11 protein-coding genes and 4 tRNA genes are annotated in these 14,895 nt (G+C 49.7%); 13 read left to right on the forward strand and 2 right to left on the reverse strand.

The window, feature by feature from the left end; all coding sequences use genetic code 11:
• From JW883_06895 to JW883_06930, 8 genes are all read left to right on the forward strand, one after another.
• Positions 1–292, forward strand: a 292-nt coding sequence (locus JW883_06895) for a hypothetical protein (GenBank protein MBN1841993.1), incomplete at its 5' end; no start/stop codon positions are given.
• Positions 270–1,619 carry a sensor histidine kinase gene (locus JW883_06900; GenBank protein ID MBN1841994.1) on the forward strand — a complete coding sequence of 450 codons (1,350 nt, stop codon included), beginning with the start codon at positions 270–272 and terminating at the stop codon, positions 1,617–1,619. The genes JW883_06895 and JW883_06900, both read left to right, overlap by 23 nt.
• Before the next feature lie 242 nt (positions 1,620–1,861).
• Positions 1,862–3,124, forward strand: a complete 1,263-nt coding sequence (locus tag JW883_06905) for a glycosyl transferase (GenBank protein ID MBN1841995.1) — start codon at positions 1,862–1,864, stop codon at positions 3,122–3,124.
• 15 nt (positions 3,125–3,139) lie between these two features.
• Positions 3,140–4,627 carry a glycogen synthase GlgA gene (gene glgA, locus JW883_06910; protein ID MBN1841996.1) on the forward strand — a complete coding sequence of 496 codons (1,488 nt, stop codon included), beginning with the start codon at positions 3,140–3,142 and terminating at the stop codon, positions 4,625–4,627.
• Positions 4,611–7,022, forward strand: coding sequence for an AAA family ATPase (locus JW883_06915; GenBank protein ID MBN1841997.1), 2,412 nt, complete (start codon positions 4,611–4,613; stop codon positions 7,020–7,022). The genes glgA and JW883_06915 overlap by 17 nt, the downstream gene beginning before the upstream one ends.
• A 98-nt stretch (positions 7,023–7,120) precedes the next feature.
• Positions 7,121–7,480 carry a sulfite exporter TauE/SafE family protein gene (locus JW883_06920; protein ID MBN1841998.1) on the forward strand — a complete coding sequence of 120 codons (360 nt, stop codon included), beginning with the start codon at positions 7,121–7,123 and terminating at the stop codon, positions 7,478–7,480.
• Positions 7,481–7,782: 302 nt separating this feature from the next.
• Positions 7,783–8,178, forward strand: a complete 396-nt coding sequence (locus JW883_06925) for a hypothetical protein (GenBank protein ID MBN1841999.1) — start codon at positions 7,783–7,785, stop codon at positions 8,176–8,178.
• Between the two features lie 220 nt (positions 8,179–8,398).
• Positions 8,399–10,552, forward strand: coding sequence for a S8 family serine peptidase (locus tag JW883_06930; protein ID MBN1842000.1), 2,154 nt, complete (start codon positions 8,399–8,401; stop codon positions 10,550–10,552).
• On the opposite strand, the gene JW883_06935 is transcribed toward JW883_06930, so the two are convergent.
• Positions 10,535–11,164: a hypothetical protein gene (locus JW883_06935; protein ID MBN1842001.1), complete on the reverse strand. Its 630-nt coding sequence runs from the start codon at positions 11,162–11,164 to the stop codon at positions 10,535–10,537. The two genes, JW883_06930 and JW883_06935, sit on opposite strands and share 18 nt — an antisense overlap.
• Positions 11,165–11,285: 121 nt before the next feature.
• Between JW883_06935 and JW883_06940 the strand changes: the two genes are divergently transcribed.
• Complete coding sequence (locus JW883_06940) at positions 11,286–12,122, forward strand: hypothetical protein (GenBank protein MBN1842002.1); 837 nt, start codon at positions 11,286–11,288, stop codon at positions 12,120–12,122.
• Positions 12,123–12,381: 259 nt separating this feature from the next.
• Here JW883_06940 and JW883_06945 read toward each other — a convergent pair whose 3' ends face one another.
• Positions 12,382–13,533: an acyl-CoA dehydrogenase family protein gene (locus tag JW883_06945; protein MBN1842003.1), complete on the reverse strand. Its 1,152-nt coding sequence runs from the start codon at positions 13,531–13,533 to the stop codon at positions 12,382–12,384.
• Between the two features lie 402 nt (positions 13,534–13,935).
• On the opposite strand from JW883_06945, the gene JW883_06950 reads away from it, so the two are divergent.
• From JW883_06950 to JW883_06965, 4 genes are all read left to right on the forward strand, one after another.
• Positions 13,936–14,011, forward strand: a tRNA-Thr gene (locus JW883_06950).
• A gap of 23 nt (positions 14,012–14,034) precedes the next feature.
• Positions 14,035–14,119 (forward strand) — tRNA-Tyr (locus JW883_06955).
• Positions 14,120–14,296: 177 nt separating this feature from the next.
• Positions 14,297–14,373: transfer RNA gene (locus tag JW883_06960), tRNA-Gly, on the forward strand.
• Positions 14,374–14,403: 30 nt separating this feature from the next.
• Positions 14,404–14,480, forward strand: a tRNA-Thr gene (locus tag JW883_06965).
• Positions 14,481–14,895: the final 415 nt, after the last annotated feature.

The raw sequence follows: 14,895 nt of genomic DNA on the forward strand, positions 1-14,895 counted from the left end.
AGCAACGCAGCCAGGCGGGATGGACCTGCCTGCCGGCAGGCAGGTCGGCGCATCAAAATGTGAAGTTATTTTTGAGCGAGCCCTTAGACTCCTTAAGGAGAACCTGTCGGTTTCATTTGACATTTTGGGGCGTTATGAGCTATATGGACAAATTGAGGGATTGAAGGATTGGATGAAATCCCACCAACCCGCCTGCCGGCGAGGCAGGTTCCTGAATTCCTCCATCATCTTCCTCAATTCCGGTTCATCCGGGTTAGGCATTGCAACCGATGGCGATTTCAGAGCATATTAAGAAAAGGCTCGATGAAAAGAAGACTGACTACACGAAGTACGGCTTTACTCGCGTTGAGAGTAATGCCCTGAAGACCTTTTTTGATCTGGCTCAGGAGTTTGAGAGCATTGAGGATGTATACCAGGTGTCAGTGGCCATACCCAGGTCTTTCTTTGAGCTGAATGCCCGGCTCTATGTCATTGATCCAAACGAAAATCGCCTGGCCCTTGTTGCAAGCGCTGAGGGGAGCCAAGAGGATTTCGGGGCTCCTCCCCCGCGTGAGATCAAAGCGGCTGAGCGCCCTTACTGTACGAATTGTTCTATGGTGCTACCTATTCGCGGGAATGAACAGTTGATGGGACAACTTCCCTTCAAGACGGAAAATAATGTCATTGGAATATTGGAGGTGTATCCTTGCAAGGGTCTGGATCGGCACCAGGGATTCTTTTTTGAAAAATATGCCAATCGTATTGGTTTCAGTATGCATATGCGTTTTCTTCTCCGGAAGAATGTTGAACACGTGAGGTTCATAAAAGGCCTTGTTGCTGATATTGAACACAATGTGATCGTCCCCAATATGGTCTACAAGCTCTTCCTGAGGCGTTTAAGGGGCAAGATCTTGAAAAATAGAGAGATTGAAGAGCTTCTCAGAAAGCTCTCATCTATGCCTGAATCACAGGTCAAGCGAGCAGAGGTAGAACCGCTTTTGGCGGAGTTAACAGAAGTAAACAACGGCCTCACAGAAGAGTTCGGCAATATTGAAAAGCACTATGAAAGTACAAGCCTTTTTCTTGAAACTTTGTTGCGCAAGAGCCATTTCGACGAAGGCCGCCTCACGCTGCACACCAAGGCCTGCAACATGAAAAAGACGGTCATAGCGCCGCAGTTGGAGCGATTGTTCAGCCGGTTTGCCGAAAAGGGAATAGCAATATACGATGAATACAGCGGGACACCTGACGAGGAGGCTCTATCAGTTGTTGATGTTGGGTTGATGGCCCAAGTCTACGGGAACCTCTTCTCCAATGCACTTAAATATACGCAAGAGGTAATTGCTGACAAGGGCGAGGCAAAAAAATACATAGCTTACGGAAGAAAGGCGCTTCGGGACTATTTCGGACCGGGCAAGGACGGGGTTAGGTATAACGTGTTCAGCACGGGGCCACATATCCTTTTGGAGGAACGCGAGAAGATTTTCGATGAGGGGTATCGGGGGGTTGGCAGTTCAAAGAGACCCGGAACCGGACACGGACTCACGTTCATGAAAAATGCAGTCGAGATACACGGTGGCGTCGCAGGCTACGAGGCGATACAGTACGGGAACGACTTTTACTTTGTGCTTCCGGAGTGATCTTTAGTCCTTTAGTACAGAGATAGTCAATGAGTGGTTGAGTTGAAATATTTTTGCCTTAATTTCAATGAGTTACAAATACCAAAGCGGCGAAGGTCCAATTCTTTTGCTAACAACAACTATGCCTCTGAATTTAACCACTTAACTACTCAAGCACTCAACCACAATTCCGGTCTAAATTCCCCAATTTGCAATCCTTCAATTCCGGTTTATCCGGGCCTAGTTCTCGCGGGAGCATTGCCATGAGTGAATTTCATCAGGAAGGTTCTATTACCACCATTCACGGGTTTTACGATCTTTTTGACCCTGAACAGCAACTGGCCCGACTGGAAAGGAAATTAGAGAGATTTTCCAGACACATGTGCATCAGCCTTCTTCTGCCCTCCCTTTTCGATGAAATACATATGCCCAAGGTCCTGGATAACATCATCGATCAGATCAACCAGGTGAATTACTTGTGTTCCGTGGTGGTGGCGCTGGGGGGGGCCAAAGAAAAAGCCGAGTTCAGACAAGCCAAAGAGTACTTCTACAGACTCAAAAAGGACGATCGCGAGGTAAAGGTAGTCTGGGTGGACGGGCCTAGAATCGGTAAGATCTTTAAGAAACTGCAGGAACAAAAGATCCCCGTTGGAGTGCCTGGAAAAGGTCAGTCCGTGTGGATTACCCTGGGATATCTATTTGCCAGCGAAGTCTCTGATGTGATTGCCTTGCACGACTGCGACATCGTCACCTACGATCGTCTGCTTCTCGGCCGTCTCATTGAACCCACGGCCAACCCCAACAACGACTTTGAGTTTTGTAAAGGCTATTATGCCCGCATTTCACCCACCGAGATGGAGATGAAGGGAAGAACCATGCGGCTTTTCGTGGCCCCTTTTGTCGAATCTCTTGTCAGCATCATGGATGATCGCCGCCATGCCGTGCTGGAACAGTTTTTTCGTTATCATCGTACCTTTCGTTATCCGCTGGCTGGGGAGTTCAGCTTTCTGACCCGCCTTGCGCGGGCCATAAACTTGGCCTACGACTGGGGCCTTGAGGTGAGTACTCTATCTGAAGTCTATAATCGTCTGACGCCAAAGAAGATTGCCCAGATCGACCTTTGCAAAAACTACGAGCACAAACACCAGGCGCTTTCCGAAGAGGATGCCAGCCATGGCCTCCATCGTATGGTCGTGGACATCGCTAAATTCTATTTGAACTACATGCGATCACACGGAATGCCCGTTGATAACGCTTTTATCGACATGGTTCAGCATACCTATTACAACACGGCCTTGAGCTTTGTGAAAAGTTACAGCGACGATGCCGAGTCGAACGACCTGGTATATGACAGGCACCAGGAAGAACTCACCGTCCGATACTTCAGAGATTTTCTCTCCACTGCCTGGGACCAGGCAATGGAAGAAAAGGATGGCACGCAGATTCCGTCGTGGAACCGGGTCATCTACTCTGTGCCAGATATCTATGAAGATCTGCTGGTGGCTGTGGAAAGGGACAATGCATAATGCCTGGATCATCACATGGATGAGTCTCTGAAAGTCTGGTTTCTTGCGCCCGAAGTTGCTCCATTTGCCAAAACCGGTGGCCTGGCCGATGTGGCAGGCTCGTTGCCAAGCGCCGTCAGAAGGCTGGGCATTGATGTGAGGGTCGGGCTTCCGCTTTATCGGACGGTAAAGGAAGGCAACTTCTCCATAAAAAAGGTTCTTCAGGGACTTGAAGTCCCATTAGGGGACAAGACACTTCCATGCGATGTGCTGGAGACAAGGACAAGTGAGGGGATCCTTGTCTATTTCTTCGACAGGGAAGATCTTTTTGACAGGGCCAACTTGTACGGAAATCAGGATGGCGATTATCCTGACAACCTGGAACGGTTTGCCTATTTCAGCCGCGCTGCCCTGGTTTTTGCAAAAGAGTCCGGGTTTTGTTTCGATGTGGCTCATTGTCACGATTGGCAAACCGGACTGATCCCAGCATATCTGAAAACCATCTGTCGGACAGATCCTTTTTTCTCTCAAGCCGCTTCAGTTTTTACGATTCACAACGTGGGTTATCAGGGGCTCTTTCCTGCTGACAGTCTTTCCGCCTGCGGCCTTCCCCCCAGTGAGTTCCATGCCGAAGGAGTTGAATACTGGGGAAAGATAAGCCTCTTGAAGGCAGGTATTGCATATACAAATGCAATAACTGCTGTCAGCCCCAGATACAGTCGGGAAATCCAGACGTCTGAATTCGGTATGGGCATGGACGGGATACTTCGAAACAGATCCGTTGACCTCTATGGTATCTTAAACGGAGTAGACTACAGCGCATGGGACCCTGCCATGGATATGCATATCAGCGTTCATTACAGCGTCGGCAACATGAAAGGCAAAGGGGCCTGCAAGGCTGCCCTTGTTCATGAGATGGGCCTTGATGAGCGCATCCTTGATCGGCCGGTGCTTGCGGTGATCTCCCGCCTTACCGTGCAGAAAGGCTATGATCTGCTGCTGGAGGTCGCAGAAGATGTGATCGGCATGGATGCAGGACTGGTGATACTTGCTGCAGGCGAGAAAAAGTATCAGCAGCCACTGGACGCACTGGCGCAAGAGCATCATAGAAGGATGGCGGTCAGGATAGGGTTTGATGATCCACTTGCGCACCGCATCATGGCGGGCTCTGACATGCTCCTGGTGCCTTCTCGCTATGAGCCGTGCGGGCTAACGCAGATCTACGCTTTGAAGTACGGAACAATGCCCATTGTCCGGGCCACGGGAGGCCTTGATGATACGATCTGCCAGTTTGATCCCAAGTCAGGAGAGGGAACCGGGTTTAAGTTTACCGAATACGACGCAATGGCCTTTTTGGATCAGATTAAGGCAGCCCTGAATGCCTATCATGACAGGAGAACCTGGAGGAAGGTGGTCAAAAATGGCATGAACGCGGACTTTTCCTGGGAAGAATCAGCCCGAAAATACGTCTCCCTATACCAACAGATTGCCGGAAAAGGAGCCTCACATGGCCAGAAAGTTTAAGGAAGTGCCGGCAAAAAACCTCCGGCTTCACATTGATCCCAAAAGCCTCAAATTTGATTCAACGGCCGAGCTTTGTCCTGCCGGCCGCGGCGTGGTGGGCCAGCATCGGGCCATCGAGGCCTTAAAGTTCGGCATTGGCATGAATGATCCTGAGTACAATATCTACGTGGCGGGAAGCACCGACACAGGCGCCACGTACATTGCCAGGGCTTTTTTAGAAGAAGTCGCCCGGAAAAAGCCACCACCACCTGACTGGTGTTATGTATACAACTTCAAAGAACCGGACAAACCGAAGGGGTTGAGACTGGCCAGCGGTCGAGGAAAAAAGCTCAAGAAGGCCATGGATGATCTTGTCGGGGTCTTAAAAAGCGATGTCCCGACAGCTTTTGCCGCTGATGAGTACCGGTACAAGGAACAGGTTCTCAGCAAGGAATTTGAGAATAAACGCCGCAAAGTTGTTGACGCCTTAAGGGACAAGGTGGAGGCCAAAGGCTTTCTGCTGCAACTGGATTCTCAAGGGGTCTCCATCATACCAGGCAAGAACGGCAAAATTATCCCTCCGGAGGAATTGGCCAAGTTCTCTGCCGAGGAAAAAAAAGCCTTGCGAAACAGGGGCGACCAACTGTCGGTGGAGATGAATCAGTCCATGACCGAGATCGGCAAGCTTGAGGCTGACTACCTTGAACGCCGCAAGAAGTTGGATGAAGATGTTGCGCTGTCGATTGTGGGAAAAGGGATGCAGGGCGCCTTTGTGAGATTCAAGAACCATGTTCAGGTCCTTGAATATCTTGAGAGGGTAAAAAAAGACATTGTCGAGCACATAGGGGATTTTCGTAAGGGCTCGGAGGAAAAATCTGTCCAGGTGCCTGTGCCAGGGATGGCCTGGTCCCCTGCCATAAACAAATACAGTGTGAACGTATTGATTGACAACTCTGAAACCACGGGCGCCCCTGTTGTCTACACTTCAAACCCGACCTATCCGGCCCTTTTTGGAAGGGTAGAAAAGGAGGCTGTTTTTGGCGCCCTGGTCACTGACTTTACAATGATCAAACCCGGCGCCCTGCACGAAGCCAACGGGGGATATTTGGTGTTGAAGTCTACGGAAATCCTGAAATGGTACTTTGCCTGGGAGGCCCTTAAGCGGGCTGTAAGGACCAAGGAAGTGAAGATTGAAGATGTGAGTGAGATGTATGGGTTTATGACCACCAAGACCTTAAAGCCCGAGCCCATACCCCTTGACGTTAAGCTCGTGGTTACTGGTGATCCGTATCTATATGAACTCCTCTACATTTACGATGATCGCTTCAAGCAGATGTTTAAGATCAAGGCCCACCTGGACGACCAGACGGATCGGAACAAAACGAGCGTCGGCCAATGCATTGAGTGCATGGCAAGGTTTTGCGAAGAAGAAAGCCTCAAGCATTTGGATCGGACTGGAATCGGCCGACTCATTGAATACAGCCTGGAAGTGGCCGGCAACAAAGACAAGGTGACCCTCAGGCTTGGCGCCATCGGAGACATTATCAAGGAGGCCAATTACTGGGCCGCTCAGGAGAAGGCGGAGCATATCAATACTACCCACGTGGAAAAGGCCATCGAGAAAAAGAAGTACCGGGCAAACCTGGTGGAAGAGCGGGTGCAGGATCTGATAAAGAAAGACATCTTGTGGGTTGAGACAGACGGCTGCAAGGTGGGCCAGGTCAACGGCCTGAGCATCCTGCAGACCGGTGACCATGTATTTGGAAAGCCTGGCCGGGTCACCGCTAATGTCTCCATGGGAAAAGAAGGTGTCATCACCATCGATCGAGAGTCACGGTTGAGCGGGAAGCTCCACACCAAAGGTGTTATTATCCTGAGCAGTTACCTGCGGGAGCGCTTTGCCCAGGACAGGCCCTTGACGCTCACAGCAAGCCTCTGTTTTGAGCAAACCTATGGCATGGTCGACGGCGACAGCGCATCGGCCACGGAGTTGTTTGCCCTGCTTTCTGCTATTGCAGATGTGCCTATTGCTCAAGGCATTGCCGCGACCGGTTCCGTTAGTCAGAAAGGAGAAATACAGCCCGTAGGCGGTGTTACACGCAAGATAGAAGGATTTTTTGACATCTGTAACCACAAGGGCCTGACCGGAAAACAAGGCGTCATCATGCCCAAAAAGAGTGTCAAAGATCTCATGCTAAAGAAAGAAGTCGTGGAAGCGGTCAAAAAAGGCAAGTTTCACATATATCCCATCAAGACCATTGAAGAAGGCGTTGAGATCCTGACAGGGATGAGAGCAGGTAAAAGGCGGAAAGACGGTGCGTACACAAAAGGAACGCTTTTCCGGCTGGTCGATGATCGTCTCAGGGGGTTGGCTGAAAGGGCAAGGGACTTTGCCAAGGAGAAGCAGGAGAAATAGGAATCCGTTCTTGTCAAAGACTACCGCGCCTCTTCCAGAGTCGCATGGCGCAACACACGAAAGGACGAAAGGCATTAAGACTGAAAAGGGGGGTGGCCATGGGTGGACATATGTGGCTGTTTGCTGTGTGTGGTGTAGGAGTGGGAATTGGCGCTGCTTTCTCCGGACTGGGCGGGGGCTTTTTGATGGTGCCCATTCTGCTTTTCCTGGGATATTCGGCCCAGAAGGCAGTGGGGACATCTTTTCTCGCCATTCTCGTGATTTCCATCTCTGCCCTTGTGGCCCACAACAAACTGGCAAACGTTGACTATAAGGCCGGTCTCTTGCTGGGCATCGGTGGCATCATAGGCGCTCAAATCGGCGCGCGCCTGGTGGAGGGTATTTCAACAGCCAATTTCAAAAAGATCTTTTCTTTCATCCTCTTGGGCCTGGCTGTGTATCTTTTTCTTAAGAAATGAGTCCACCGCTCGAAAAAAGGTTCCCGCAGTGATGAACTCATAGGAAGTCAACGGTACTCCTGCAAAGTGGTTTTTCTTTTCCCAATAGTTAACCATAAGTGCCCAATGTTCCAGGTCTGTTCTTGCGCCTATTTGGGCCTAACTTCTTGAAAATTATACGCAAACTCTTCAACCACCTGGTTTTGCATGATGTTTGCATATGATTGTTGTAAAGTGTTTCGGGCAATGAATCCTTGTCCGGCGGTACAACCATCAACGGCCACTACGCAGGAAAAGGGAGTGAGGATCTTCACAGAAGAAGCATGAAGTATGTAGGCATCACTTGCTGGAACATTGTTTTTTTTCTTACGGTCTGCTGTTCGGGGTACACCACACAACCGGAACAGCATGCCGCAGGATCTGTTGAAGCAACTGACGTTCGCGGTGCTCAAGATCGGGAACCGGGCTCTTCCAGGATGGAGACCAGAGGGTGTATTCCCGGACAAGTTATTGTAAAATTTAAGGAAGGTACGGGGCAGCAGACTATCGAGGCAATTCAAAGGGAGTTGCACCTTAAAATCATTCGGGTAGTCTCACGGCCAAATTTGTACCTCATGGAGGTTGAAGAGGGTTCCTCACTTGAGGAGATCACAAGACGCCTGCAGGATTTCAAAGCGGTTGAATACGCAGAACCCAATTACGTGAGAAGAATTCAATAGGTATGATACGGACAATGAGAGAGCTGATGCGCTTAATTTTCACCGAGTTAGAGATTCTTGCTACAACATTGCCCGATGAGATTGCTTCGGCTGTTCCCTCACTTCATTGGGGACGTCTCGCAATGACAATAACACCGCCATACTGTCATTGCGAGCCACCGGCCCGTAGGGGCCTAGGCCCCGGAAGGCGAAGCGAAGCAATTTCCTAGGTTATAAGTATATGAATTTTCGTTACGAGACACTAGCGATCTGGGTAATCGCCTCCTTCATCTACTTTTTTGTGTCCCCTGAATGGGCTGTTCCAGGCAGTAGGACACAAACAGGGCAAACACGCAGATATGTTGCCGGCGAACTCCTCGTAAAGTACAAACCTCGCCTTCGCGCTGCCGCCTCAGAATATTTTCGAGGCCGATGGGGTGTTTCCACGCTGAAAACTTATCAGGCTGTCGGCGCGGAGCACGTAAAGCTTCCCAAAGGAATGACCGTAGAGGAGGCCATGGAGATATACCAGGATGATCCGGATGTGGAATATGCGGAACCCAATTACTATCGCCACGCCACGGCCACGCCGGATGACACCTTTTTTGACGAATTATGGGGGTTACACAATACGGGGCAGGTAGTAAGTGGCAGCAGCGGTACCCCAGATGCCGACATTGACGCCCCGGGGGCCTGGGACACGCAGAAAGGAAGCAGTGATGTGGTCGTGGCAGTTCTTGACACAGGGGCAGATTGGGACCATGAAGATTTGACTGATAACATGTGGATAAATTCCGACGAAGGAATCGGTGATGCCAATGGGGATGGATTTCCTGGAGTTCAAGGGGTAGATGACGACGGAGACGGTTTGGTAGATGAGGACTTCCAAGGAAGGGAACCTGGAGACCTGGGTTATACGAACGATCTCAAAAATGACGATGATGAAAACGGCTACATAGACGATATCAGAGGCTGGGATTTTGTGAATGAAAATGACAATAACCCTGATGATGATAACGATTCAAGCTATCACGGCACACACGTTTCCGGGACAATTGGGGCCAAAGGTAACAACGAGAAAGGTATCACCGGTGTGAACTGGTCGGTGTCTATCATGCCGCTTAAAATCTTGGGTGTTAACGGGACCGGCTCAGTTGCAAACGAGATTGAGGCCATAGATTTTGCCATAGCTAATGGAGCAAAGATCATAAATGCAAGCTTTAGTGGTGATGACTATTCAGAAGCAGAATATGATGCAATAGAAAGAGCCAGGGATGCCGGGGTGCTTTTTGTGGCAGCAGCAGGAAACGGTGGCGACGATAATGTTGCGCCAGGGTGGGACAATGATATGGCTGGACAAGAGCAATACCCGGCGAGCTACGACGTGGCCAACATCGTCGCCGTAGCAGCTACAGATCAGAATGATGCTCTGGCAGGTTTTTCCAATTATGGAGCGACTTCCGTGGATGTTACCGCACCTGGTGTAGATATATACAGTACAAAGGCGGACAACGAATATCAGCTTTTGGACGGAACATCCATGGCCACACCCCATGTTTCGGGCCTCGCTGCCCTGATCTTGGCAGAAAACGGCGCTTTTACATACAGTCAGGTCAAGAACCGTATTCTAAACGGTGTAGATGTCAAAACAGCCCTGAGCGGAAAGGTCCTAATGGCGGGCAGGATCAATGCCAATAACAGCATTAATCCGGGGAGCGTTCCTGATGCGCCGAGTGGCCTTGGGGTCGGGGCTGTGTCCACCAGTCAGACTAGTCTCAACTGGACAGATAATGCGGATGACGAATCCGGCTTCAAGATCAAGAGAGCCACAGTATCAGGAGGGCCGCACAGTCACATCGCCACGGTTGCAGCCAACGCCGAATCTTATACAGATACTGGACTGAATGACGGAACGACTTATTACTATCGCGTCTGCGCCTTCAACGCAGCCGGCAATTCCACTGATTCTAATGAGGATGAAGCCACGACCCTTCTACCCGCACCAAGCGGTCTGTCAGCCACAGCAGCCTCCAGCAGCCGGGTTGATCTCTCCTGGACGGATAATTCCTTTGCGGAATCAGGCTACAACATCGAACAAAAGACGGGATCAGGCGGAACTTACGCAGAAATAGCTGTTGTTAATGCAAATGTTGCGACTTACAGCAACACGGGTTTAAGTGCATCTACCGCGTACTACTACCGCGTGAGAGCATACAACAGCAGTGACAACTCCGACTACTCCAACGAAGCACATGCCACAACCCTTGGGGCTTCCGGTGGTGATGACGGCGGTGGCTGCTTTGTCGCGACATCAGATCCATGGTCAACTATCGGCCAAGCTTACTCCCTCATCCAGGATCTGATCACAACTTGCACTTCAAAATGGAAATCGTAGCAGGAGGGCGGCGCTGCTTTTGTCCACCCAGATCACGGGGGCGAAATTGGCATCAGGGTTCAGGACCCTGTAAGTGTTTATGAGTGATTTTGCCATAACCAGCGACAAGAGCACTCCCTTGCTGCAACCGGTTTCTTCGCGGATGAGATACGGATCGTACATGTCTTCGTCGGGATTCACATAATTTGAAAGCAGTGTGTACGCGAGAAAATCCGCACAACTGAAAAACATCAGGGCTTTGTTATATGTGGTTGGCTTTTGACGATAAGATTTCAGGGCGTAGTCAAACGTGAAGCCTGCCATGCGTTCACCGCCCACTGCATACGGCAATTTTGATTTTTCCGGGATGTTCTTATAGGTAGAAAGCCCCGGATAGAAGGTGCCGCCACTTCTGGTGAAGAAGCTCATTTTGGGAGACTCAGCCCCCACCTCATCAGCTATTACCTGATGGCCCATCTCATGAAGAAAGAGATGCATTGTGTAGGCAGCGCCGATGGAGGCGACATCCTTGAAGTCAAAGGCACGGGCATATTGGGCGGGGGCCATAAAAATGAGCCAGATAATGAAACCTGTTCCAGCAGTTATGAGACGAGGCTCACGGGTGGTCTTCATGCAGCTTTCCCCCAAGTACATGCATCATTTCGGCAGAAAGCGCTTGTGACTTGAGCAATAATTTCTTGATCCATACAATTCGATTGAAAAGCCTTTTGGGTTCTGCTATACGACGGCCATAATGAAGCGTTATATCCAAGGCGTGCTTTGTGTTTTAATTCATTTCGGGTTGGCAACGGCTGCCGGCGCCTACGTTCTTCCCGGCAGGCAGATCTTGACCTTTATGATCGACCAGTTTGGTCCTGGTCGCACGCTTGTGGTGTTTCAAAAGACCGTTCTTTATGATCCTGGTCTGGAGGGGGGGATGCAAGAACTCGATGAAACCCTCTATTACCGGTATCCGGATCGGTTCAGGTCTGAGGTAAGTTCGGCCGGGGTGGAGCAAATTCGGGTAGTCAATATAAATGGGGCGCTGACCGTCGTTGACGGCAAGATCATTGCGGAGCCGGAAAGCCAGTTTGATCACTTCAAAGACCTGATGCTTTACAAGGAAACAGATCTTCTGGTTGAGGACCTTTCCCAATTGGGCATTAATGTTGATCTTGTGAGCCTTGGAAGGTTCAAAGACAAGATTGCCTATGTCATCGGGGCCAAGTATCCTGATGAAACAGTTCCTCAAGTGTGGATTGACAAAAGCTCCTTCAGGCCGATCAGGTTCATTCTTAGCGGCGGCGAAGATACACCGCTGAAAGAAGTCGAGTACACAGACTACAGGCAGTTAGACAAACACATGAGTTATCCCGGCAGGATCCTGATTCATGAAAATGGCGCGCTTGTCAGGATGCATGTGTTGGAAACTTATGAGATTAACGCTGAGGTCCCTGAGCAGTTGTTCGACGTGACTTATCTCAAAAGCGCGTACGAGGAGGTTGCTTCGCCCCCGTCTAACGCTTTGCCCACATCTGAATTGGACGAGGTGAAAAGGAGCATCCGGGACTTCAAGAAGATTTTCGAGTAGACCAACTGGCTGACAGCTATTATGGACTTTGAGAAAATGCTCTTGGCTTAATAAACATATGTCATTTCGAGTATCTTTTCAGCGCGTTGGTTGAGCCAGACGGTTGCCGAACTCGTATCGGCATAGGTGGGACGTTTGCGGATGCGGATAAGGAATAACTCAACCGAGAGCCCATACACGAAACGAGCACCGCAACCTCATAACATATAACGAATAACATTAATCATAACCCAAAAGGTTTTTCTTGAATACTATAATGTTAGTAGGCGCCTATGAGCCTTGCGATGACGATACGCAGGATTTCCGAGGTGCCTTCGCCAATTTCCAGGAGTTTTTGATCCCTGTAAAAGCGTTCAACGTCATATTCCTTCATGAGACCATAGCCGCCGTGAAGTTGGACTGCGTGATTGGCCGCGCGGCCCATCACTTCAGAACAGTGGAGTTTTGCCATGGCAGCCTGTTTGGTGAATGGCTGGCTTTGGTCTTTGAGGCAGCACGCTTTGTATAGCAGCAGTCTGGCACACTCGATTTCCATGGCCATATCGGCCAACTTAAAGGCATTGGCTTGGAAGGTGGAGATGGGCCTGCCGAACTGATTTCGTTCTTTGGCATATTTTCGAGCCAGATCATAACAGCCTTGGGCACCGCCTAGGCCCATGGCGCCGATACTGAGGCGTCCGCCGTCAAGGGTTGCAAGCATTTGATGAAAGCCCTTGCCGCGTTCTCCGAGGAGGTTTTTTTTGGGTATCCGGCAGTCTTCAAAATAAGGGATGCTGGTATTTGAGGCTCGCCACATCATTTTGTTGTGCATTGTCTGCGCTGTGTACCCGGGCGTGCCCGATTCCACGAGAAAACAGCTTAGCTCGGGGCGACCGTCATCTCGTTTGCCGGTAGTAGCCATAACCGTAATCCCTCCGGAGATGTCTGTGGAAGCGTTTGTGATAAAAATCTTGCTTCCGTTGATGACCCACGAGTCGCCGTCCAGGACCGCATGGGTCCGACAGGCTCCGGCATCGGATCCGGCGTCTGGCTCCGTAAGGCCAAAACTCCATAGCATCTCACCGGTGCAAAGCTTCGGAAGATACTTTGTTTTCTGCTCTTCGTCGCCAAAATAGTAGATGGGGCCGACGCCAAGGGAGTTTGCCGCTGCCACTGTTGCCGCTTGGGAGGCATCAACACGGGCAAGTTCTTCGACTGCAATTGCATAAGAAAGATAGTCAAGTTCTTGGCCACCGTATTGCTCGGATACGAAAATACCGAAAAGCCCTAGTTCTCCCATGGCCTTGGTGATCTCATAGGAAAAGGTTTCGGTCTCATCCAGCTGCCTGGCCATTGGCCGAATCTCCTTTTCAGCAAAATTGCGTACCGATTCCCTTAGAATTTTTTGTTCCATTGAGATTGTGAAATCCATTGAAACCTCTTAATAAGATAGAGAATTTTAGAAATAACACATTTGCTGGATTCAAATTTTTGGCGAAGCCGGGAATCAAATCAATTGAGCAGTTTTTCCTCCATTAGCAGAATGAGGAAATGTCGTCAACTATGCACTGAAAGACAGGCCGGAAAATATTGCATCAGTAAGAACATGAGAGATATTGAAAGCATTTTTGATCAAAAAGAAGTTATTTTGCTCCAAGAGACGTAGATTTTCACGAAGAAACAATATTCGGTCTTTATTGAAGTTGCTATTGGAATCAGATAGTATTAAATAAAGTGGTTTTAGGCTATGCTAACGAATATGAGGATACTTTTATCTTGAGAGATGGATCGTCCATGTGTTGTGGCGATCTTGGATTTTCGTGCCTTCGAGCGAGCCAGCGTAGCTCAGCTGGTAGAGCTGCTGATTTGTAATCAGTCGGTCGGGGGTTCGAGTCCCTCCGCTGGCTCCAATGACGTCAAAGAGGATATGCATGGAGGGGTTCCCGAGCGGCCAAAGGGAACAGACTGTAAATCTGTCGGCGATGCCTTCGGAGGTTCAAATCCTCCCCCCTCCACCACCCATGGTAAGTTGTGTGTAGGAGATAGCCGGGTGTTTGTGACGGCATCGTGTGGACTACATGCACACTCTGCATCCTTCTTACTGTGTTTTTGTCGAGGACTAATAATCTCAATCGATTAGGACAGAATTCGTTTTCCGCCAAGACATGGCAATACTGTGACGAACCGATAAAAACGCGGGAATAGCTCAGTTGGCTAGAGCATCAGCCTTCCAAGCTGAGGGTCGCGGGTTCGAGCCCCGTTTCCCGCTCCACCATGAAATCGGTTCGCGATTTTGCGTCAGGCCCACGTAGCTCAGTAGGTAGAGCGCTTCCTTGGTAAGGAAGAGGTTCACCGGTTCAATCCCGGTCGTGGGCTCCATACGGATTTCGCAACTAAGAGACTACGGCTCGTCCAACACGGCACTTGGAAGAGGTGGCCCCTTCGGGGCAGTTGAAAACAAAACCGATAAATTTTAAATCCGAATATCGAAATCCGAATGTTCAAAACAATGTGACAGGAGTCTTGTTTCGGTCATTTGAATTTTGAAAATTTGAAACTTGTTTCGAATTTGCGGCTGAGGCCTTGAAGACAGCACGATATTCGAATTTCGGATTTAATCATCATTAATATAAACAATACCTTATAAGCATCGACAACCTTTTGTCGATCTTGTGGCGCTAAGCGCCAAACAAGAGACCAGAACCAGGGAGGCAAGGAGATGGCCAAGAAGAAGTTTGAGCGGGTGAAGCCGCATTTGAATGTAGGCACGATTGGTCATATAGATCATGGCAAG

It is taken from the genome of Deltaproteobacteria bacterium (assembly GCA_016930875.1).
Lineage (GTDB): Bacteria > Desulfobacterota > Desulfobacteria > Desulfobacterales.